We start from the raw sequence: 19318 nt of genomic DNA, 5'->3' as shown, positions 1-19318 counted from the left end.
TTCATCAATGCGCCTCCCGGCCCGGCATGTCGTCAGTGCCTTTCGGCGCACGGATGCCGCCAAGAAGCTTCGGCAGGAAAGGCAGCTTCATCGCAGCGCCCTTTACCTTTTCGAACTGCATCACATCCTCGATCCGACGATCGAGGAAGGCCCAGGTGTCGCCCTTGCCCTCGCTCTCATCGCCCATCCAGTAGAGCACGGTCGAGCTGTAGACCCCCGAAAGCGTCATCCGCTTGGTGTACCAGTTGTAGTCTTCGCTGACGTCGCCCAGCGCACGCCAGATCTTGTCCGAGGTCTCCCAGATCAGCTTCGAGCCGGTCGTGGCATTCTGCGGCAGCGCGAAGATCGCAGCCCCGCGGCGCACCAGCTCCGGATCGGCCTCTTCCAGACGGAAGCGCACGGCGGTCGCGATCCGGTCGCGGAACTTCATCCCCGACAGATCGGCCTCTTCCAGACGCTTGAGCATCGCCGCATCGCCCTCGCGGTGATAGGCCACCGCCAGATCGACGGCGCCGCGCGGACACACAACCCGCGCCAGCCCCGGATCGAGCCCCAGATCGGAGACCGCGAGCTTGAAGGCAGGCTCGGACCAGCCGTCGAAAGGCACATGCGGCTTGATCGCCGCCAACAGCTCGGATCGCGTGCGGTCCATATCGAGATGGTCGTTTTTCATCGCGTTTCCTCTCTCAGCTTTGGCGGTAGACAAACCGCCTTTTGGTGACTATATGGAGCGCTCCTGCAAGCAACTGCAACTCTAACTTAGGAAGGTGGTGACACCACATGCAGGTCAGCGTTCGCGACAACAACGTCGAACAGGCGCTCCGTGCTCTGAAGAAAAAGCTTCAGCGCGAGGGTGTGTTCCGCGAAATGAAGCTCAAGCAGCATTTCGAGAAACCCTCGGTCAAAAAAGCGCGCGAGAAAGCCGAAGCCGTCCGCCGTGCCCGTAAACTGGCACGTAAGAAGGCTCAGCGCGAAGGCGCGCTCTAAGCGCACCGCTCCGCGTCTGAAAAGGCGCCTGAAAATGCTGGCGGGCTTGCCCGCACCGATGACCCCCGAGGCTTGGCCGCGGGGGTTTTTGGTTTCTGGAAGACACCTCCACGAGAAAGCGCAGCCGACGCCGCTTTGATCTTGCCTAAAGCGCCGCGCCCCCTACCCTAGCGACAGCACTTCGTTCTGGCGGGAAACGCTTTCACATGTCCGATATCCGGCCAGTCCTGCATCTCTTCGGCCTGATCCTCACAGTCCTCGGGACAACCATGCTGATCCCCGCAGCAATGGACTTCAGCGATCTCAATCCGAACTGGCAGGAATTTTTCGAGGCAGCGGTCGAGACCGCACTGATCGGGATGGTCCTCTCGCTCGCGACCCGAACCAAAAGCGCGAACGGGCTAAACACGCGGCAAGCTTATCTGCTCACGGCGGCGATCTGGCTCGGCTTGCCGATCTTCGCGGCCCTGCCGTTCATCGAGGGCGCGCCGCATGCGACATGGACCAACGCCTATTTCGAGGCCGCCTCGGGCATCACCACCACCGGCTACACCGTCTTCGAACATCTCGACACGCTGCCGCGCGGCGTAGTGCTGTGGCGCGGGATGCTGAACTGGTTCGGAGGGCTCGGGATCGCCTTCGTCGCGATGATCTTCCTGCCGGTGCTGCGGATCGGCGGGATGCGCTATTTCCAGGCCGAAGGATTCGACACGCTGGGCAAGGTCATGCCCCGCGCCCATAACATCGCGCGCTCGCTGCTCTGGGTCTATGTCTCGCTGACGCTGGCCTGCGCGATCAGCTACACTGCGGCAGGCATGAGTTCCTTCGACGCGATCTGCTACGCGATGGCGACGATCGCGACGGGCGGCTTCGGCACCCATGACACCTCCTTCGCGAGCTTCTCGCCCGGCGCGCAATATGCCGGTGTCATCTTCATGCTGGGCTCGGCCCTGCCCTTCATCCGCTATGTCCAGCTTGGCCGGGGCGACTTGCGCCCGTTCTGGGACGACCCGCAAATCCACGCCTTCCTGCGCTGGTTCGCGCTCGCGCTCGCGGCGCTCCTGATCTGGCTCTACACCCACGCGCCCGACGGGATCGAACCCACCTTCCGCTCCGCCGCCTTCAACCTGTCCTCGATCATGACCGGCACCGGCTTCGGCACCGCCAATGTCGCGAATTGGGGAAGCTTCGCGATGGTGCTGGCCTATTGGGTCGGGCTGATCGGCGGCTGCACCGGGTCCAGCTCGGGCGCGCTGTCGGTCTTCCGTTGGCAAGCGCTCGGCGCGGTGATCCGCGCCGCCGTGCGCCGGTTGCAAATGCCGCACCGAGTCCTGCAACCGCGCCTTGGCGACAAGCTGTTGGAGGAGGACGTGCTCTCCTCCCTGATCCTCTATTTCACCGGCTACATCCTGACGCTCGGGCTGATCTCGGTCGGGATCTCGATGACCGGGGCCGATTTCGTCTCGGCGCTCTTCGCGACATGGGGCGCACTTGGCAATATCGGCTACGGGGTCGGCCCGCTGACCGATCGCACCGGCACGATGATCGATTTCAGCGATGCCGCGACCTGGCTGCTGACCCTCGCAATGCTGCTCGGCCGGATCGGGATGCTCGCGATTCTCGTCGTGTTCCTGCCGCGCTTCTGGCGCGCTTAAACCGGCATCGCCGTGGTCGAGACCACGCATTTGAGCGAAAAGCTCGACTGGATCTGCGCCACGCCCGGGATATTGGCGAGCTTCGCCCGGTGCAGCCGCGCGAAATCCTCGGCATCGGCGGCCACCACCTTCAGCAGGTAATCCGCAGCCCCCGCCATCAGGTGACATTCGAGCACTTCCGGCACCTGCTTCACGCCCTTCTCGAACGCGTCCAGAACCTCGTCCGCCTGGCTCGACAGCTTGATCTCGACATAGACCGTCGTGGTCCGCCCCAGCTTGCGCGGGTTCAGCAGGGCAACGTAATCCCGGATGTAGCCCTCTTCCTCCAGCCGCTGCACCCGGCGATGGCAGGCCGAAGCCGAAAGGTTCACCCGCTCGCTCAGCTCGGCATTGGAGATTCGCCCCTGCCGCTGCAAAACCTCCAGCAGCCGACGATCTGTCGCGTCCAGCTTGTCGCTCATGCAATATCCTGCCGATCTTTGCGCATTTCATCGAAGATACGAGCGACCCACCCCATCCACAACCGGCAAATTGGCAAAGCACTTGCTTGTGACGGAGCGCATACTGGGGGCAGGACGTTTCCATTTTTTGGAGGAGGACACGCGATGAAGATCGGAACGGTGCGCGAGATCAAGGCGCAGGAATTCCGCGTCGGGCTGACCCCGGCTGCGGCACAAGAGGCGGTGGCCCATGGCCACGAGGTGCTGGTCGAGACCGGCGCAGGTCAGGGCGCGGGCTTCACTGACAGCGATTACGAGGCGGCTGGCGCGAAAATCCTCGGCGATGCGGCGGATGTGTTCGCCCAGGCCGAGATGATCGTGAAAGTGAAAGAGCCGCAGGCCTCCGAGCGCGCGATGCTGCGCGAGGGCCAGCTTCTCTTCACCTATCTGCATCTGGCCGCCGACCCGGCGCAGACCCATGACCTGATGAAATCGGGCGCGACCTGCATCGCCTACGAGACGGTGACGGCGAAGGACGGCACCCTGCCGCTGCTCGCGCCGATGTCCGAGGTGGCCGGTCGCCTCGCGCCGCAGATGGGCGCCTGGACCCTGCAGAAAGCCAATGGCGGTCGCGGTGTGCTGATGGGCGGCGTGCCGGGCGTGTCGCCCGCGAAGGTCGTCGTGATCGGTGGCGGCGTCGTGGGCACCAACGCCGCGCGCGTTGCTGCCGGGATGGGCGCGGATGTGACCGTGCTCGACAAGTCGCTGCCGCGTTTGCGCTATCTCGATGACACGTTCGGCGGCACTTTCCGCACCGCCTATGCCTCGAAAGCCGAGACAGAGGCGCTAGTCGCAGCCTCCGATCTGGTGATTGGCGCGGTGCTGATCCCCGGGGCCGCAGCGCCGAAGCTGGTCACCCGCGAGATGCTGAAGACGATGAAGCCCGGCGCGGCGATCGTCGATGTCGCGATCGATCAGGGCGGCTGCGTCGAGACCTCGCATCCCACGACCCATGACGACCCGATCTACGAGGTCGAGGGCGTGATGCATTACTGCGTAGCCAACATGCCCGGCGCGGTCGCGCGCACCGCGACCCTCGCCCTGTCGAACGCGACGCAGCCGTTCCTGCTGGCGCTGGCCGACAAGGGATGGGAACGCGCCTGCGCCGAGGATCCCCACCTGGCCGCGGGCCTCAACGTCCATGCGGGCAAGGTGACCTACAAGGCTGTGGCAGAAGCGCTCGACCTGCCGCTCGATGCGCCGGACGCGGTGAAGCACGCAGCCGAATAAGGGTCGCCCTGCCCCACGAACGAAACGGCCCGGAGCTTTGCCCCGGGCCGTTCTCATATCTGCCGGCGACGTCTGCCTGAGACGCCCCGCGCCGTCACTTCCGAAGCGCGTCGCGGATCTCGAGCAGCACGTCGAGCTGGCTCGGCCCGGTTTCCACCGCGGGCGCGACATCGTCGGGCTTCTCCGCCGCGGCCTTCACGCGATTGACCATCTTCACCAGCATGAAGACGACGAACGCGATGATGAGGAAGTTGATCACTGCCATCACGAAGGCACCATAGGCGAAGACCGACGCCCCCGATTTGCGCGCCTCGTCAAGGCTTGCCCCCGCGGGAACCTCGCCGGAGAGCACGGCATAATTATTGGTGAAATCGACCCCGCCCGTGAACAGGCCGATGATCGGGTTGATGATGTCGCCGACGAGCGACGTGACGATCGCGGTGAAGGCCGCGCCGATGATGATACCAACCGCCATGTCCATGACATTGCCCTTGGCGATGAAATCCTTGAATTCCTGAATCATTTCAGACCCTCTTTCCGATGCGCCTTTTGCGCCGCAACAGGCTAGCACGATCTTCGGGTCTGCATAGCCTCCAACGCAGGGCATAGCGGGCCGTATCAAGACGGCATCGCGGCTCAGCAAAGTCTCCGGCGCGCATCCTCTACAAGGCGGCGGGCGATCTGCGCCGCCGTGGTCCCCGTATCACCGCCGCGGCGAGGCGAGAGCGGCGATGCGACCGGCAAGGCCGCGAAGCCGTCGCTGAGACGTGCACGCGCCTCCTGCCGGGCGATATCGGCGATGGCTTCCGCATCGAAACGCAGCGCCTGCTGGATCTGGTCCGCCGCGTCCTCGCACGGCCCAGCCCCGGCGCGGCTACACGCCCAGGCACAGCCAAAATGATCGGGCATCTGGGAAATGTTGCGCAGGCGGCGTTGTGCTGCGCGGATGCGCTCGCAGGCCGCGTCGCGCTGATCGGCGCGCAGGGAAAGCTCGAGCGGCAATGTCTCTGCCAGAGTCACCCGCTCTTCCTGCAGCCCTTCGGCCGCTGCGTGCAGGGCCGCTGCCGTGTCCGGCTCGGCCGCCTCCGCATCCTCCAAGCAACCCGAAATCATCTCGTCCAGAAACGCGACCCGGTGACGTGCGATCAGGTCGGCCGCCTCGGCGAAGGCGAGATCGGAGACCGCCTGCCGCAACTCTTCCAACGCGCGGTCGACGGCGCAATCGCCCGGCCCGTGCAGCGCAGTCAACGCACGCTGTTCAAGCGCTATCGACGTAGCTCCGTATTCCTGTCCAACCATGGCGGCATCCCTTTCTGGTAACCGCATCAGGCTGGCACAACGGAATGAACGAAAGGTGAACCTTCGCCCGCCTTTCGCCACCACATCTAAATTTCAGAGATTTCTCAGTCGTTTGACCGAAGCGCTTTCGTGAGGGCCGGGAACATTTCGGCATTCGACGCGATCACCGAGCCCGATTCGAGAACGCCGCGACCTTCGCGCACGGCTTCCACGAAACCGCCCGCTTCCTTCACGAGGAGCATGCCCGCAGCCACGTCCCACGCGTTCAGCCCGCGCTCCCAATAGCCTTCGTAGCGACCCGCCGCGACATAGGCCAGATCGAGCGAGGCCGCGCCCCAGCGCCGGACGCCCGCGCATTGCGGCATCAGCTTGGCAAGGTCCTTCAGCGTCGCCGGAAGCGTCGATTTGCCGCCGAAGGGCACGCCGGTCGCGAAGACCGATTCGATCATCTTGTGACGGCCCGATACGCGCAGACGGGTGTCGTTCATGAAAGCGCCGAGGCCCTTCTCGGCGAAATACATCTCGTCTTTCGCCGCGTCGAAGACCACGGCTGCGATGATTTCGCCCTTATGCTCCAGCGCGATCGAGATCGCCCAATGCGGCAACCCGTGCAGGAAGTTCGTGGTGCCGTCGAGCGGGTCGACGATCCAGCGGCGGGTCGGGTCGTCGCCCGCCTCTTCGCCGGTTTCCTCGCCGATCCAGCCATAGGAGGGGCGCGCGCCGCGCAGCTCGTCCTTGATGATCTTCTCGGATTCGCGGTCGGCCTTCGAGACGAAATCGCCCGGGCCCTTCGAGGAGACCTGAAGGTTCTCGACCTCGCGGAAATCCTTGACCAGCGAGCGGCCTGCCTTGCGGGCGGCCTTGATCATCAGGTTGAGGTTTGCGCTGCCTTGCATCTCTGGGCTCCTTCGCGTTTCAAGCGGTCGCCTTACAGGGGTTGCGTGGAAAATCCAAGACCTTTGGCGCGTCAGGCAAACTGAGGAGCGGCTCTGCCCCGCTCGCTGCCGGCCCTTCGCTTGCGCTCCGGGCGTTCGGCGGAGCGTCCTTCCACTGAGAGGCCGCCATTTTCCGCCTCACCCCCCGGGATATTTCGGTCGAGAAGAAGGCTCAGGCGCGTTGCAGCTTCACCGGCTCGGTGCGCGCAAGCCGCAGGAAATGCGCCATGAAGGGCTGGGTGGCATCCTCGGACCGCGTCGCGGCATAGAGCCGCTTGGTCAGCCCGTGTTCCGTCACTGGCTTGGTGATGTAGTCGGGCTGGTATTTCACCTCGCGCAGCACCCAGTCGGGCAGCACCGCGACACCGCGATTCGAGGCGACCAGCATCAGGATCACCGCGGTCAGTTCCACCTGCCGCACGGCTTTCGGTTCGACCCGGGCGGGGGTGAGCAGCTGCGTGAAGATGTCCGAGCGGCCCCGGTCGATCGGATAGGTGATCAGCGTCTGATCCGCGAAATCCTGCGCCTCGATATAGGGTTTCGCGGCCAGCGGCGAATTCGCGGCGGCGATGAAGGTCGGCGCGTAGTCGAAGAGCGGGTTGAAGGTGACGCCGTCGATCTTCTCCGGATCCGACGAGATCACCAGATCGACCTCCTCGCGGCTCAGCGCGGGCAAGGCGTTGAAAGCCAGACCGGGGCGGATATCCACGTCGATATCGGGCCAGGCGTGGCGAAAACGCTCCAGCACCGGGAATAGCCAGTCGAAACAGGCATGGCACTCGATCGCGATATGCAGGCGCCCCGCGCGACCCGATCGCAACGCGTCGAACTCGGCCTCGGTCGCGGCGATCTCAGGCAGGATGCGTTCGGCCAGCCGCAGCAGCTTCTGCCCCGCCGCCGACAGCTTCAGCGGCTTCGAGCGGCGAACGAACAGCTCCACGCCGGTCTGATCTTCCAGCCCTTTGATTTGGTGCGACAGCGCGGATTGTGTTATGTGCAGCACGTCCGCTGCCTTCGCGAGCCCCCCGGCATCGTGAATCGCCTTGATTGTGCGCAGGTGACGGAACTCGAGATGCATCTTGTTGTTACACTCATAACGATTTTGAAGATTATGAGTTTGTCTCACAAAGCCCGATCTGGCACAAGAGAGCGAACGAAAGGACAGATTCCCATGACGACGCCCAAGGTCAGCTTCGAATTTTTCCCGCCGAAGACGCTCGATGCGTCGTTCCGGCTGTGGGAAACCGCGCAGGTTCTGGCACCGCTGAAACCCGAGTTCACCTCCGTGACCTATGGTGCGGGTGGCACGACGCGCAAGCTGACCCATGAGGCGGTCGGCACGATCCACAAGAATTACGGCCTCAATGTCGCCGCCCACCTGACCTGCGTGGAAGCGACCAAGGCCGAGACGATGGAGATCGTGGACGCCTATGCCGAGGTCGGCGTGACCGAGATCGTGGCGCTGCGGGGCGATCCGCCGCAGGGCGCCAAGCATTTCACGCCGCATCCCGAGGGCTTCGCCTCTTCGGTCGAGCTGATCGAGGCGCTGGCCGAGGATGGCCGCTTCACGATCCGCGCTGGCGCCTATCCCGAGCCGCATCCCGACGCCGCCGACAATATGGCCGACGTGCGCTGGCTCAAGCGCAAGGTCGAGGCGGGTGCCACCTCGGCGATCACCCAGTTCTTCTTCGAGCCCGAAACCTTCTTCCGCTTCCGCGACGCCTGCGAGAAGGAAGGGATCGACGCGAAGATCATCCCCGGTATCCTGCCGATCCAGTCGTGGAAAGGTGCCAAGAAATTCGCGCAAAGCTGCGGCACCTCCATCCCCGCATGGGTCGAGGAAGCCTTCGAGGCCGCGATCCGCGACGGGCGCGAGCATCTTCTGGCGACCGCGCTGTGCACCGAGTTGTGCGACAAGCTGATCGAAGGTGGCGTTGAAGACCTGCATTTCTACACGCTCAACCGCCCCGGCCTGACCCGCGACGTCTGCCACGCGCTGGGCGTGACGCCCGATACGGTACTGGAGAAAGTGGCCTGAAAGGGCGCTCAAATGGATTGAACGGAGGGACCCGGCTGGGCCCCTTTTTCTTTGGCGGCGGGCGACCTCACCGTGTCAGTCGAAGGAAATGGGCGACTGCTTGGCTCGGTTGACGTTGAGAGTGAAAACATCCGGCCGGGCGTAATGACCACTAACATCGAATTTGCGGCGTGAAGCCCTGGCGGCATCCACGTCCACCGTCGCGACCAGCAGCCCCTTTTCCTTCCTCATCGGGCCCGCGTGCAAACTGCCGAAGGGTTTGTAGACCACCGCATCCCCGGGATTGATCCACTCGTTGTCGTCAGGGAAAAGCTCGTCACGATAGGGGAGATCCGCGGGCACGTCGCTTGCCTCGAGCGACGTGGCGCAGCCGAGAACCCAACATCCGCCTTCGCGCGCGATATGCTGCATTGTCGCCAGCCAGGTATCGCCGCTGTCCCAGGTCGGTGCACAATAGATGTCGATATTCTGGGCATAGAGCGCGAACCGCGCCAGCGGCATGTAGTTTTCCCAGCATATCAGGGCACCCACACGCCCGACTGCGGTCTCAACGACCTTGAGGGTCGAGCCGTCTCCGAACCCCCAGACCATACGCTCGGGGTTTGTCGGCATCAGCTTTCGATGGTTGTTCAGAAGGGTCCCGTCGGCGTCGATGATCGCTGCGCTGTTGAAAAGCGTGCTGCCGCTGACCGCCCCATCCACCTCCTGATGGCCCATCACGACCACCATCGAATGCTCTTTTGCCGCTTCCTTTATCGGCGCAAGCTCGTCTTTGCTGAGATCGATCGAATTGGCCTGCGAAAGCGCGAAGAGATCGTCGGTCTTCTTCATCCCTGCCCCCGGCGGGAGCCGCCAGACGAAAGTGGGGTAGCCCGGCAACCATGTCTCGGGAAACACGATCAGTCGGCACGCCTGAGAAGCCGCCTCGGCGACCAGTTCGACCGCTCGCTCCAGAGACGCCGTCTTGTTCATGTAGACCGGCGGTTGCTGTACGATAGCAATTTGCATGAGATCGTCCTCCCAATGGCTGTTCGGCGCGCGGCCATCAAAACGGAAGACGGTCAAGACGCCCCACTCCGTCCGCGGATTGATGTTCGAGAATAGCACAAGACGCCCATCCACCGGAGAAACCCCACAAGCACCCTTGGAGCGCCGCGCCTCGCGATGCTGACCCAGAGGGCAATGCTGCCCTTTGCGATGCGGATCGCAAACGCTCCCCCCTTCCCTTTCCGGCCCATCGCGATAGCTTGTCGCCCGACCCAACAGGAGCCAGACATGCCCGATCAATATTTCGCCGAAGGACCCGACGATTTCCTCCCGCTCGAGGAGGTCCTCTCGATGTCGGGGCTCGACTACGTCCGCAAGATGGTCTCTGGTGACGTCCCCTCCCCCACCGTGCAGAAGCTGATGGCCTACCGGATCACCGAGGCCGAGGAAGGCCGCGTCACCTGTCGCGGCACGCCGGGGCATCCGCAGACCAACGGTTATGGCGGAATTCACGGCGGCTGGTATGCGATGATGCTCGATACGGTGATGACCTGCTCGGTGATTACCGGGCTGAAGAAAGGTCAGACGCAGACCACGCTCGAATTCAAGGTGAACCTGATCCGCGCGATCAAGCCCGGCACCGAGGTGATCGGCGTGGGCCAGCTTGATCATATCGGGCGGTCAACTGGCGTCGCGCGGGGTGAGATCCGGGGTGCCGAGGATGGACGCCTCTACGCGACCGGCACCGCCACCTGTTTCGTCATGACGCCCGAGCTCTGAGGCTGGCGCGGAGCCGCGCGCGAGGCGACGGATTTCAGGGCGCAGGATGCGCGGTCGGAAAATCGCGCGCGAGCCTTCGGGCAAGACGACGCTCTCATGCAGCCCTTCGGAAGGGTCGCGGCCCACGACACGCGGCGCACGCAGCCAGAACAGCTTGCCCCAGCCGGTCCATGTGCCGACGGATGGCGCATTCGGATCGCGCGGGAACTCCGCCTGCCAGCCGGGCGGCAGGCTCAGCCCCAGCGACTCGGCGCGCTCCAGCATCCACACGAGCGGAATATTGGCGAGCGGTCGGGCATCGCCAAAATGGCCCAGCATCCCGCCGATATCGCCATGCGCCCCGCGAAACCAGCGCTGCTCGATCCGGGTCGCGGGAGGCGCTACCTCCGAAGCCCCCTCGTCGCTTTCCCAAACCAACGGCTCCAGCACCGAGCGCCGCTCGTCGAGCGCGAGCGCCTGAAATCCGTGGCGCACGTGATCGCTCAGGTGGTGATCGTGAAACCGCACGCGCTCTTCGCTGACGATCCAGAAGAACGGGACGCGGATGCCCAGCGCCTGCACCGTGTCGAACGCGCCGACCATCTCGATCTCGACATTCTCGTGGCATAGGCTGTTGCGGAAGCTTTGCAGAATGTCGGCGGGGGTCTCTTCCTCGTAATGGCGCCAGGCGAGGCGGGTGTTCCGCTCAATCGCATGTTCGGGACGCAAGAGACCGATCCGCCCGATCATCCCGGCGAGCGAGCGCGCCGCGAAGGCGCCCCGAGAATAGCCGATCAGAAAAATCCGGTCGCCCGGACGGTAGCGCATCGCGAGCCAGCCATAGGCGCGCGAGATCTGCTGGTTCACACCCCAGCCGAACCAGACATCCGACATGTCGTGCCAGTCGCGCCAGCGCAGCCCGCGCCCGTAATAGACCGACACTTTCGGCGCGGCGCGGCGCAGGAAGCGATAGATCAGCCCGATCGAGGTGAGGCGGTCAGCGCGCAACGAGCCGAGCGTCCCGTCGAGCAGCACAACATGATCCACCGGCCCACGGCCTGCACCAGCTGCCGCGCGCGCCTCGGCCCGTTCCGGGCTGCGGCGACGCAGGGCAGAGATCACACGCTCGAAGAGACCGCGCATATCAGCGCTCCTCAGATAAGTTGGGCTTATACTATCCAATGTAGGATAAGTTTCTCTTATCTTCAGGGGCAATCGCGGCAGTTTGTTGACCCGATCGTGCCCGCCGCGCTTTTTCGGACCTCGCGCACGGGGTTTTCCTTGCCGCCTGCGCGGGCTAAACAGCCCTCAAGCCGAGCCAAGGATGCCTGACATGACGATGGACAAGACTTTCGATGCCGCGAGCGCCGAGCCGCGGATCTACGCGAAATGGGAAGAGGCCGGAGCCTTCAAGGCCGGGGCCAACGCATCGCGCGACGAGACCTTCTGCGTGATGATCCCGCCGCCCAACGTGACGGGCGCGCTGCATGTGGGCCACGCCTTCAACAACACCGTGCAGGATATCCTCGTGCGCTGGCACCGGATGCGCGGTTTCGACACGCTCTGGCAGCCGGGTCAGGACCATGCGGGCATCGCGACCCAGCTGATGGTCGAGAAGGAACTGGCCAAGACCCAGCAGCCCAAGCGGGTGGAACTGGGCCGCGAGAAATTCCTCGAGAAGGTCTGGGAGTGGAAGGGCGAATACGGCTCGACCATCATCAACCAGCTCAAGCGTCTGGGGTCATCCTGCGACTGGTCGCGCAACGCCTTTACGATGTCGGGTGCGCCCGGTGCGCCGGAAGGCAACGAGGGCAATTTCCATGACGCGGTGATCAAGGTCTTCGTCGACATGTACGAGAAGGGCCTGATCTATCGCGGCAAGCGACTGGTGAACTGGGACCCCCATTTCGAGACCGCGATCTCCGATCTGGAAGTGGAGAATATCGAAGTCGCCGGTCACATGTGGCACTTCAAATACCCGCTCGCGGGCGGCGAGACCTATACCTATGTCGAGAAGGACGAGGACGGGAATGTCCTCTTCACCGAAGAGCGCGACTACATCTCGATCGCGACCACCCGCCCCGAGACGATGCTGGGCGATGGCGCGGTTGCGGTTCATCCCTCGGATGAGCGTTACGCGCCGATCGTCGGCAAGCTCTGCGAAATTCCGGTGGGCCCGAAAGAGCATCGCCGCCTGATCCCGATCATCACCGATCAATATCCCGATCCCGAATTTGGCTCCGGCGCGGTGAAGATCACCGGCGCGCATGACTTCAACGACTACATGGTCGCCAAGCGCGGCGGCATTCCGATGTATCGCCTGATGGACACCAAGGGCGCGATGCGCGCCGACGGTCTGTCCTACGAGGAATGCGCGGCCCGTGCGATGGACATCTCGAAAGGGGCCGAGTTCACCGAGGCCGAGATCGACGCGCTCAACCTCGTGCCCGAGGAACTGCGCGGGCTCGACCGGTTCGAGGCGCGTGAAGCCGTGATCCGTCAGATCACCGAGGAAGGCCTCGCAGTGACGACGACCAAGACCGTCACCGACGAAGACGGCGTTGAGACCGAAACCACCGTTCCGTATGTCGAAGACAAGCCGATCATGCAGCCCTTCGGCGACCGCTCGAAAGTGGTGATCGAACCGATGCTGACCGATCAGTGGTTCGTCGATGCCGAAAAGATCGTGGGCAAGGCGCTGGATGCGGTGCGCAACGGCGACACCGTCATCATGCCCGAGGCCGGCGAGAAGACCTATTTCCACTGGCTGGAAAACATCGAGCCGTGGTGCATCTCGCGCCAGCTCTGGTGGGGTCACCAGATCCCGGTCTGGTACGGTCTGGACATGGACGCGCCCGATTTCCGCGATGACGAAGGCGACGGCACGATCGACCTCGTGGAGATGGGCCGCCTGCTCGTCGAGACCAAGATGGTGCATCGCGACGACCGCTACCACTGCGCCTCCGATTTCGAGAGCGTCATCGGCTGGTTCAAGGCGCAGAACGCCGAACTGCCGACGCCGCTCAACGTGGCGCGCATCGTCGAGGTGGAAGATCGCCACAAGGCGATCGAAGTGCTGGCCGCAAGCCTCGCGCAATACGAGATGACCGAGGATCCGACGCAGCTCGTCTACCCGGTCTGGCGCGACGCGGATGTGCTCGACACCTGGTTCTCGTCGGGGCTCTGGCCGATCGGCACGCTCGGCTGGCCCGAGGATACCGAGGAGATGCGCAAGTACTTCCCGACCGACGTCCTCGTGACCGGCTTCGACATCCTGTTCTTCTGGGTGGCGCGGATGATGATGATGCAGCTGGCCGTCATGGATCAGGTGCCCTTCCACACCGTCTACCTGCACCAGCTCGTCCGCGACGAGAAGGGCAAGAAGATGTCGAAAACGACGGGCAACGTGATCGACCCGCTCGAAATCATCGATGCTTACGGCGCGGATGCGCTGCGCTTCACCAATACCGCGATGGCGGCGATGGGCGGCGTGCTGAAGCTGTCCGAGGAGCGCATCAAGGGCTATCGGAACTTCGGCACGAAGATCTGGAACGCGACGCGCTTCGCCGAGATGAACGGCGTGTTCGAAGGCCCAGTGATTTCGGAAACTCCGAAGCCCACGCATACCGTAAACCGCTGGATCATGGCGGAAACGACCAAAACCCTTCGGCTCGTTGATGAAAGCTTTGAGGCGTATCGCTTTAATGATGCTGCGCTTGGGCTCTACAGCTTCGTTTGGGGTAAAGTCTGCGATTGGTATGTCGAGTTCGCCAAGCCTCTCTTTGATGGTGAGTATGCAGATGAGACGAAGGCAACGATGCGCTGGGTGCTGGATCAGTGCTTCATCATGTTGCACCCGATCATGCCTTTCATCACCGAGGAGCTCTGGGATCTGACCGCGCCGGAAGGTGACCGAAAGAAGATGCTCGTTCACGCAGATTGGCCCACCTACAATCCTGACCTCCATGACGTGCTCGCAGAAGGCGAGATGAACTGGGTGATCGACCTGATCGAGGCGATCCGTTCCTCGCGCACGCAGATGGGTGTCCCGGTGGGGCTGAAACTGCCGATGGTTCTGGCCGAGGCCGATGACGCCGCGCGCGCAGCGCTCGCCAATAACGAGGCGCTGATCTTCAAACTGGCGCGCATCGAGAGCATCACCGAGGCGCCGATCCCGAAAGGGGCGATCTCGATCCCGGCGCAGGGCGCGCTGTTCGGTCTGCCGCTTGAAGGCGTGATCGACATCGCCAAGGAGAAGGCGCGTCTGGAGAAAGCTCTGGGCAAGATGGAGAAGGAAATCGGCGGCATGAAGGGCCGTCTGAACAATCCGAAATTCATCGCCAATGCCGATCCCGAGGTCGTCGTGGAAACCCGCGAGAACCTCGCCCGCGCCGAGGAAGAGGCCGAGAAAGTGCGTCAGGCCGTGGCGCGTCTGGCCGAGATGGGCTGAATAACCGGCGCGGCCCAAACAGTGTTTAGGGCCGCGCCCGACCCTTGGGTGGGCGCTTCAGGACATATGTGGTCATCGCTTTATCTCGAAAGCCCGCAGGTCACCCGTGCCCGCGCTGACATCGCCAATGCGCCCTCCCGGGGGGAGGGTCGGGCGCGGCCCGGGCCTGGTCGCCCCGTGCCATGAGCTGAACGGAGGCCTTACTCCGAGACTTCCTTCATCGTGAAGGCCACGCCCGAAGCAACCACGCAGATTCCCGCGTAGACGATCAGCACCATTTCCGGCCCCGCCATCGCGAGCGCCGAACTTGCCGCACCGAAGGCCAGCAGCATCACCCCCACGGTCGTGTTCGACACCGCCGTATAGGCCGCGCGGTCATCCTTGGGCGACATGTCCACCAGATAGGTCGAGCGGCCCAGCCGCACCCCCTGATAGCCGATCATCAGCCCGAACAGCGCCACCGGAGAGGCCCAGATCGTGCCCATCAGCCCCGACCAGCCCAACACCACCGCCAGCGCCAGAAACGCGGCTGCGACCAGCCCGGTGAAGATCAGCACCTTGCGCGAGGAGCGATCCGCCAGCCGCCCCCAGATATAGGAGCTCACCAGCGAGGCCAGCGCCGAGGCCAGCACCATCGCCCCCAGCGCGCCGAACCGGTTATCGCCCGCCTGGGCCGCGAGCAGCACGATATAGGGCGGCGCGAGCGCGGTCGGCAGCAGCAGCACCCGCGCGATCACGAACTTGCCCAGATCGGCGTCCTTCCACAGCAGGCTCAGCTCGGACAGGCCGATGCTGCCCTTGTCCTCGCCCGGCTGATCCTCCTCGCGCAGCGTCGAGAACAGCACCGCCGCGGCGACCCAGAGCACGGCGGCCAGCGAGATCGCTCCGATCACGAGGCTCAGCCGCTCCACCACCCCGGTCATCAGGATGATCGCGAACAGGATCACCCCGGCGGCAGAGACGCTCGTCGCAATCCCGGTCGTCGTGCCGCGCCGCGTGCGGTCCACGGTCTTGCCTAGCACATCCTTGTAGCTCACCGAAGACAGCGAGCGCGCAATCGCCAGCACGCCCAGCGCAACCAGCATCGCAAGCCCCGCAGCCATCCCCTGCATCGTCAGTGCGATCACCACGATCGCCGCCGCGGCCAGCCCCTGGATCAAGCTCCCCGCCGCCCAGGCCCATTTGCGCTGCGGCATCTGGCGGACATGCGGCGCGGTGAACAGCTGCGGCAGCAGAGAGCCCGCCTCGCGCACCGGCACCAGCCAGCTGACCAGCGCGGCGGGCGCACCGACGGCCTGCATCAGCCAGCTCAGCACCAGTTTCGGATCGATCAGCCCGTCGGCCAGCTTGGTCATCGACAGCGAGCCGACATGACGCAGGAAACTGCCAGGTTCGTGCTTCGCCGCGCTGTCGCTGAGCTCTTTTACGTTCCCCGGCGCATCTCCGGTCAGGGTCTCGAACAGGGAGGTGGAGAAAGAGGTGTCGCTGGCGCTCATCGGCTGGCTTCCCAAACATATGTGATTTTTAAAGATTACGCCGGGACAAGCCTTTAGCCTAGTCCCCGGTTCCGGTGTTCCGGCTCCCCTCGCTACCTCTTGAAGCGCCCTCTTGCCGCATGACCGCTTTGCGCTTACGCCTGTAGCCATGACCGGACCCCGATATACCCGCCTGATCGACAGCCTTCCCGCCACCGTGCCCTTCGTCGGGCCCGAGGAACACGAGCGCATTGCCGGTCGCCGCTTCACCGCGCGACTGGGTGCGAATGAAAACGGCTTCGGCCCCTCGCCGCGCGCGATTGCCGCGATGGCGGCGGCGGCAGGCGATGTCTGGAAATACGGCGACTCGACCAGTTTCGAGCTGCGCACGGCGATTGCCGAGCATCACGGTGTCGCGGTCGAGAATGTGCTGGTCGGCGAAGGGATCGACGGGCTTCTGGGTTATCTATGCCGTCTGGTGATCGAACCCGGCGACCCGGTCGTCACCTCGGAAGGCGCCTACCCGACCTTCAACTACCACGTCGCGGGCTTTGGCGGGGTGCTGCACAAGGTGCCCTATGCCGATGACCACGAAGACCCGCAGGCGCTGATCGCGAAGGCGGCGGAGGTGGGTGCGAAGCTCGTCTATATCGCCAATCCCGACAATCCGATGGGCACCTATCATTCGCGCGAGACGATCGAGGCGATGATCGAGGCGGTGCCCGAGGGCACGCTGATGGTGCTGGACGAGGCCTATGTGGAATTCGCCGACGACGGGACCGAGGCGCGCATCAAAGCCGACGATCCCCGCGTGATCCGGATGCGCACCTTCTCGAAGGCGCATGGGATGGCGGGCGCGCGTGTGGGCTATGCCTTGGCCGCGCCCGAGCTGATCGCGGCCTTCGACAAGATCCGCAATCATTTCGGCATGTGCCGCATCTCTCAGGCAGGCGCGCTGGCCGCGCTGCAGGACAAAACGTGGGCCGCCTATATGCGCCTTCTGGTGGCAGGCGCGCGCGACAGGATCGACACCATCGCGCGGGCGAACGGGCTGAGCACTCTGCCCTCGGCCACGAATTTCGTCGCCGTCGACTGCGGGCAGGACGGTGAGTTCGCGCGGGCTGTACTGCAGGAACTGGATGCGCGCGCGGTGTTCGTGCGGATGCCTTTCGTCGCCCCGCAAAATCGCTGCATCCGGGTTTCAGTCGGGCCGGAGGCCGAGCTCGACGCCTTCGCCGCGGCTCTGCCCGACGCGCTGAAAGCCGCCCGCGCGCGCTGAGCCGCGCGCCCTCTCAGACACAATTCCGCCGATCAAATCGGCAAAAAAGCACCGGCGTCGGCGCGTCTCGCCGCAAGGTGAGTTGCGCCGACTCGGGGGCGCGCCCATGTTTTGCTCAACAACAGGAGCAGACCCATGAGCCGCAAGACTCGCAACGCCCGTATCGCAATGCTTAGCCCGCTGGCCTTTGCCCTGGCCTTCGGCGCTTATGCAGGCATGACCCAATCCAGCCGCGAGATGAAGCTCTCGACGTCGCGCACCGAAGCCCCGCAAATCTCGCGCGAAGCCTCGGAAGAGGTCGAACAGCTCACCGACTGGTTGGAGCGTCACGGTCAGGCCTGACCGGCGCCTTTCGCAATCGCGCCAGCCGCCGCGGCGATGCCGCCGGGGTTGTGCGGGATTTTCAGCGCCTGCATCCCGGCCTCCATCGTCGCCAGCGCGCCCAGCGTCATATGGGCGTTCACATGGCCCATATGGGCGACACGCAGGAAATCGTTGGCCTCGGGCGTGCCGGGTTCGGCCATCCCGAGCCCGATGCCCAGCGTCACCCCCGCCTCGCGTTCGAGCCAACTGCGCAGCCGCTGGGCGTTGCCCGCCCCGATCCGCGCCGCAGTCACCGAATGGGCGCGATGGGCCGGGTTCGCGATATTGAGCGCGATATCGCCCTCCTGTCCCCACGTCTCGAAAGCCGCCCAGACAGCGGAGGCGAGCGTCGCGTGACGCGCCCAGATATGGGTCAGCCCCTCTTCCTCCAGAATCATCTTTAGCGATTCATCCAGGCCGAAGAGGTGATGCGTCGGCGAGGTGCCCCCGAAATACTGATAGACCATCTCGGGGAAGGCGCGCGGCTGCCAGTCCCAATAGGGCGTGACCAGATCGGCCTCGCGGCTCGCGGCCAGCGCCTTGTCGGAGAACCACACGAAGCCCAGACCGGGCGGCACCATCAGGCCCTTCTGGCTGGCGGCGACCATCACGTCGACGCCCCAATCGTCCATCCGGAACTCGTCGCATCCCAGAGAGGCGATGCAATCGACCATCAAGAGCGCCGGGTGACCCGCCGCGTCGATCGCCGCGCGGATCGCCGGCACGTCGTTGACCACCGAGGTCGCGGTATCGACATGGGTGAGCAGCACGGCCTTGATCTCGTGGGTCTTGTCGGCCCGCAGCGCCTCTTCGACCTTTGCAGGATCGGCGGGGGCCTTGATGCCGAATTCCAGCCGCTGAACGTCCACGCCCATCGTGGCCGCGTTGCGCGCCCAGATATTGCCGAAGCGCCCGGTCACGAGGCTCAGCGCCTTGTCGCCGCGCGAGAACACGTTGGAGATCGACGCCTCCCAAGCGCCGTGCCCGTTGGCGATATAGATCGCGACATGGGACGAGGACATCGCCACCCGACGCAGGTTCGCCGCGACCCGCGCCGCGATCTCCTCGATCTCGCCTTCGTAGATATTGGGCGCGGGACGATGCATCGCGGCCAGAACACGGTCAGGCATCGTCGAGGGGCCGGGAATGGCGAGGTAGGGGCGACCTTGGGCAAGGCTCATCGGGTATCTCCGTCTGGCACAACGGATAATCGGTAATCCCGCCCGCCCGCCGCGTCAATCTCGCGCCCGGCTTGCACGTGCCCCCTATCTCGCGGTAATTCACGGGCTTAACCGCGTGCCGAATGGCGCGCCTATCGCATGGTGCCTCGTGGCCAAGACTGCAAATCCTTACACGTCGAA

The 19318-nt window shown here is 64.3% G+C and carries 18 protein-coding genes; 8 read left to right on the top strand and 10 right to left on the bottom strand.

The features are described 5' to 3' along the window. Nucleotides 1-4: 4 nt before the first annotated feature. Complete coding sequence (locus ACZ7GB_RS05645) at nucleotides 5-673, bottom strand: COQ9 family protein (protein ID WP_078569777.1); 669 nt, start codon at nucleotides 671-673, stop codon at nucleotides 5-7. Nucleotides 674-780: 107 nt separating this feature from the next. Here ACZ7GB_RS05645 and rpsU point away from each other — a divergent pair, with 107 nt between their 5' ends. Together rpsU and ACZ7GB_RS05635 are read left to right on the top strand one after the other, a co-directional pair. Further along, complete coding sequence (rpsU, locus tag ACZ7GB_RS05640) at nucleotides 781-987, top strand: 30S ribosomal protein S21 (protein WP_011748553.1); 207 nt, start codon at nucleotides 781-783, stop codon at nucleotides 985-987. Between the two features lie 206 nt (nucleotides 988-1193). Continuing rightward, entirely contained in the window at nucleotides 1194-2642 is a 1449-nt protein-coding gene (locus ACZ7GB_RS05635; protein ID WP_472157938.1) for a TrkH family potassium uptake protein, read from the top strand. Here the strand turns inward: ACZ7GB_RS05635 and ACZ7GB_RS05630 are convergent. Next, nucleotides 2639-3103 (bottom strand): Lrp/AsnC family transcriptional regulator, encoded by a 465-nt coding sequence (locus ACZ7GB_RS05630; RefSeq protein WP_078522451.1) that lies wholly within the window; start codon nucleotides 3101-3103, stop codon nucleotides 2639-2641. The genes ACZ7GB_RS05635 and ACZ7GB_RS05630 overlap by 4 nt on opposite strands. Nucleotides 3104-3247: 144 nt before the next feature. Between ACZ7GB_RS05630 and ald the strand changes: the two genes are divergently transcribed. After that, nucleotides 3248-4372 (top strand): alanine dehydrogenase, encoded by a 1125-nt coding sequence (ald, locus tag ACZ7GB_RS05625; protein ID WP_078522450.1) that lies wholly within the window; start codon nucleotides 3248-3250, stop codon nucleotides 4370-4372. A 94-nt stretch (nucleotides 4373-4466) separates the two neighbouring features. Here ald and mscL read toward each other — a convergent pair whose 3' ends face one another. From mscL to ACZ7GB_RS05605, 4 genes are all read right to left on the bottom strand, one after another. Next, nucleotides 4467-4895 (bottom strand): large conductance mechanosensitive channel protein MscL, encoded by a 429-nt coding sequence (gene mscL / locus ACZ7GB_RS05620; protein WP_078522449.1) that lies wholly within the window; start codon nucleotides 4893-4895, stop codon nucleotides 4467-4469. A gap of 113 nt (nucleotides 4896-5008) precedes the next feature. Continuing rightward, nucleotides 5009-5671 carry a hypothetical protein gene (locus ACZ7GB_RS05615; protein ID WP_472157937.1) on the bottom strand — a complete coding sequence of 221 codons (663 nt, stop codon included), beginning with the start codon at nucleotides 5669-5671 and terminating at the stop codon, nucleotides 5009-5011. 104 nt (nucleotides 5672-5775) lie between these two features. Then, the gene (locus ACZ7GB_RS05610) at nucleotides 5776-6567 is read right to left on the bottom strand and encodes an inositol monophosphatase family protein (RefSeq protein WP_078522447.1); all 792 of its coding nucleotides are present in this window, start codon (nucleotides 6565-6567) and stop codon (nucleotides 5776-5778) included. 211 nt (nucleotides 6568-6778) lie between these two features. Then, nucleotides 6779-7684 carry a LysR family transcriptional regulator gene (locus ACZ7GB_RS05605; protein WP_075773886.1) on the bottom strand — a complete coding sequence of 302 codons (906 nt, stop codon included), beginning with the start codon at nucleotides 7682-7684 and terminating at the stop codon, nucleotides 6779-6781. Between the two features lie 93 nt (nucleotides 7685-7777). Between ACZ7GB_RS05605 and metF the strand changes: the two genes are divergently transcribed. Then, complete coding sequence (metF, locus tag ACZ7GB_RS05600; RefSeq protein ID WP_078522446.1) at nucleotides 7778-8644, top strand: methylenetetrahydrofolate reductase [NAD(P)H]; 867 nt, start codon at nucleotides 7778-7780, stop codon at nucleotides 8642-8644. A 75-nt stretch (nucleotides 8645-8719) separates the two neighbouring features. Here metF and ACZ7GB_RS05595 read toward each other — a convergent pair whose 3' ends face one another. Next, nucleotides 8720-9709 carry a carbon-nitrogen hydrolase family protein gene (locus ACZ7GB_RS05595; protein WP_274961545.1) on the bottom strand — a complete coding sequence of 330 codons (990 nt, stop codon included), beginning with the start codon at nucleotides 9707-9709 and terminating at the stop codon, nucleotides 8720-8722. Nucleotides 9710-9919: 210 nt separating this feature from the next. Between ACZ7GB_RS05595 and ACZ7GB_RS05590 the strand changes: the two genes are divergently transcribed. Then, nucleotides 9920-10411, top strand: a complete 492-nt coding sequence (locus ACZ7GB_RS05590; protein ID WP_472157936.1) for a PaaI family thioesterase — start codon at nucleotides 9920-9922, stop codon at nucleotides 10409-10411. Here ACZ7GB_RS05590 and ACZ7GB_RS05585 read toward each other — a convergent pair. After that, nucleotides 10313-11533: a DUF2235 domain-containing protein gene (locus tag ACZ7GB_RS05585; RefSeq protein ID WP_472157935.1), complete on the bottom strand. Its 1221-nt coding sequence runs from the start codon at nucleotides 11531-11533 to the stop codon at nucleotides 10313-10315. The genes ACZ7GB_RS05590 and ACZ7GB_RS05585 overlap by 99 nt on opposite strands. Nucleotides 11534-11723: 190 nt before the next feature. On the opposite strand from ACZ7GB_RS05585, the gene ACZ7GB_RS05580 reads away from it, so the two are divergent. After that, entirely contained in the window at nucleotides 11724-14840 is a 3117-nt protein-coding gene (locus tag ACZ7GB_RS05580; RefSeq protein WP_472157934.1) for a valine--tRNA ligase, read from the top strand. A gap of 200 nt (nucleotides 14841-15040) precedes the next feature. On the opposite strand, the gene ACZ7GB_RS05575 is transcribed toward ACZ7GB_RS05580, so the two are convergent. After that, a complete protein-coding gene (locus ACZ7GB_RS05575; RefSeq protein WP_472157933.1) occupies nucleotides 15041-16336 on the bottom strand; it encodes an MFS transporter in 1296 nt (431 codons plus the stop codon). A 148-nt stretch (nucleotides 16337-16484) separates the two neighbouring features. On the opposite strand from ACZ7GB_RS05575, the gene ACZ7GB_RS05570 reads away from it, so the two are divergent. Both ACZ7GB_RS05570 and ACZ7GB_RS05565 read left to right on the top strand, forming a co-directional pair. Beyond that, a complete protein-coding gene (locus tag ACZ7GB_RS05570; protein WP_472157932.1) occupies nucleotides 16485-17594 on the top strand; it encodes a pyridoxal phosphate-dependent aminotransferase in 1110 nt (369 codons plus the stop codon). Between the two features lie 135 nt (nucleotides 17595-17729). Then, the gene (locus ACZ7GB_RS05565) at nucleotides 17730-17936 is read left to right on the top strand and encodes a hypothetical protein (RefSeq protein WP_078522440.1); all 207 of its coding nucleotides are present in this window, start codon (nucleotides 17730-17732) and stop codon (nucleotides 17934-17936) included. Here the strand turns inward: ACZ7GB_RS05565 and ACZ7GB_RS05560 are convergent. Beyond that, nucleotides 17927-19138 carry a pyridoxal-phosphate-dependent aminotransferase family protein gene (locus ACZ7GB_RS05560; protein ID WP_078549118.1) on the bottom strand — a complete coding sequence of 404 codons (1212 nt, stop codon included), beginning with the start codon at nucleotides 19136-19138 and terminating at the stop codon, nucleotides 17927-17929. The genes ACZ7GB_RS05565 and ACZ7GB_RS05560 overlap by 10 nt on opposite strands. Nucleotides 19139-19318: the final 180 nt, after the last annotated feature.

It is taken from the genome of Thioclava sp. PTB-PU3-1, assembly GCF_055666785.1.
The sequence above is the reverse complement of the archived record's forward strand: the minus strand, read 5'-3'. Positions and strand labels throughout refer to the sequence as shown.

What these genes read in the sequence shown, in the direction of transcription:
- ACZ7GB_RS05645 (WP_078569777.1), bottom strand. Translation starts at nt 673, where the DNA reads ATGAAAAACGACCATCTCGATATGGACCGCACGCGATCCGAGCTGTTG.
- rpsU (WP_011748553.1), top strand. Translation starts at nt 781, where the DNA reads ATGCAGGTCAGCGTTCGCGACAACAACGTCGAACAGGCGCTCCGTGCT.
- ACZ7GB_RS05635 (WP_472157938.1), top strand. Translation starts at nt 1,194, where the DNA reads ATGTCCGATATCCGGCCAGTCCTGCATCTCTTCGGCCTGATCCTCACA.
- ACZ7GB_RS05630 (WP_078522451.1), bottom strand. Translation starts at nt 3,103, where the DNA reads ATGAGCGACAAGCTGGACGCGACAGATCGTCGGCTGCTGGAGGTTTTG.
- ald (WP_078522450.1), top strand. Translation starts at nt 3,248, where the DNA reads ATGAAGATCGGAACGGTGCGCGAGATCAAGGCGCAGGAATTCCGCGTC.
- mscL (WP_078522449.1), bottom strand. Translation starts at nt 4,895, where the DNA reads ATGATTCAGGAATTCAAGGATTTCATCGCCAAGGGCAATGTCATGGAC.
- ACZ7GB_RS05615 (WP_472157937.1), bottom strand. Translation starts at nt 5,671, where the DNA reads ATGGTTGGACAGGAATACGGAGCTACGTCGATAGCGCTTGAACAGCGT.
- ACZ7GB_RS05610 (WP_078522447.1), bottom strand. Translation starts at nt 6,567, where the DNA reads ATGCAAGGCAGCGCAAACCTCAACCTGATGATCAAGGCCGCCCGCAAG.
- ACZ7GB_RS05605 (WP_075773886.1), bottom strand. Translation starts at nt 7,684, where the DNA reads ATGCATCTCGAGTTCCGTCACCTGCGCACAATCAAGGCGATTCACGAT.
- metF (WP_078522446.1), top strand. Translation starts at nt 7,778, where the DNA reads ATGACGACGCCCAAGGTCAGCTTCGAATTTTTCCCGCCGAAGACGCTC.
- ACZ7GB_RS05590 (WP_472157936.1), top strand. Translation starts at nt 9,920, where the DNA reads ATGCCCGATCAATATTTCGCCGAAGGACCCGACGATTTCCTCCCGCTC.
- ACZ7GB_RS05585 (WP_472157935.1), bottom strand. Translation starts at nt 11,533, where the DNA reads ATGCGCGGTCTCTTCGAGCGTGTGATCTCTGCCCTGCGTCGCCGCAGC.
- ACZ7GB_RS05580 (WP_472157934.1), top strand. Translation starts at nt 11,724, where the DNA reads ATGACGATGGACAAGACTTTCGATGCCGCGAGCGCCGAGCCGCGGATC.
- ACZ7GB_RS05575 (WP_472157933.1), bottom strand. Translation starts at nt 16,336, where the DNA reads ATGAGCGCCAGCGACACCTCTTTCTCCACCTCCCTGTTCGAGACCCTG.
- ACZ7GB_RS05570 (WP_472157932.1), top strand. Translation starts at nt 16,485, where the DNA reads ATGACCGGACCCCGATATACCCGCCTGATCGACAGCCTTCCCGCCACC.
- ACZ7GB_RS05565 (WP_078522440.1), top strand. Translation starts at nt 17,730, where the DNA reads ATGAGCCGCAAGACTCGCAACGCCCGTATCGCAATGCTTAGCCCGCTG.
- ACZ7GB_RS05560 (WP_078549118.1), bottom strand. Translation starts at nt 19,138, where the DNA reads ATGAGCCTTGCCCAAGGTCGCCCCTACCTCGCCATTCCCGGCCCCTCG.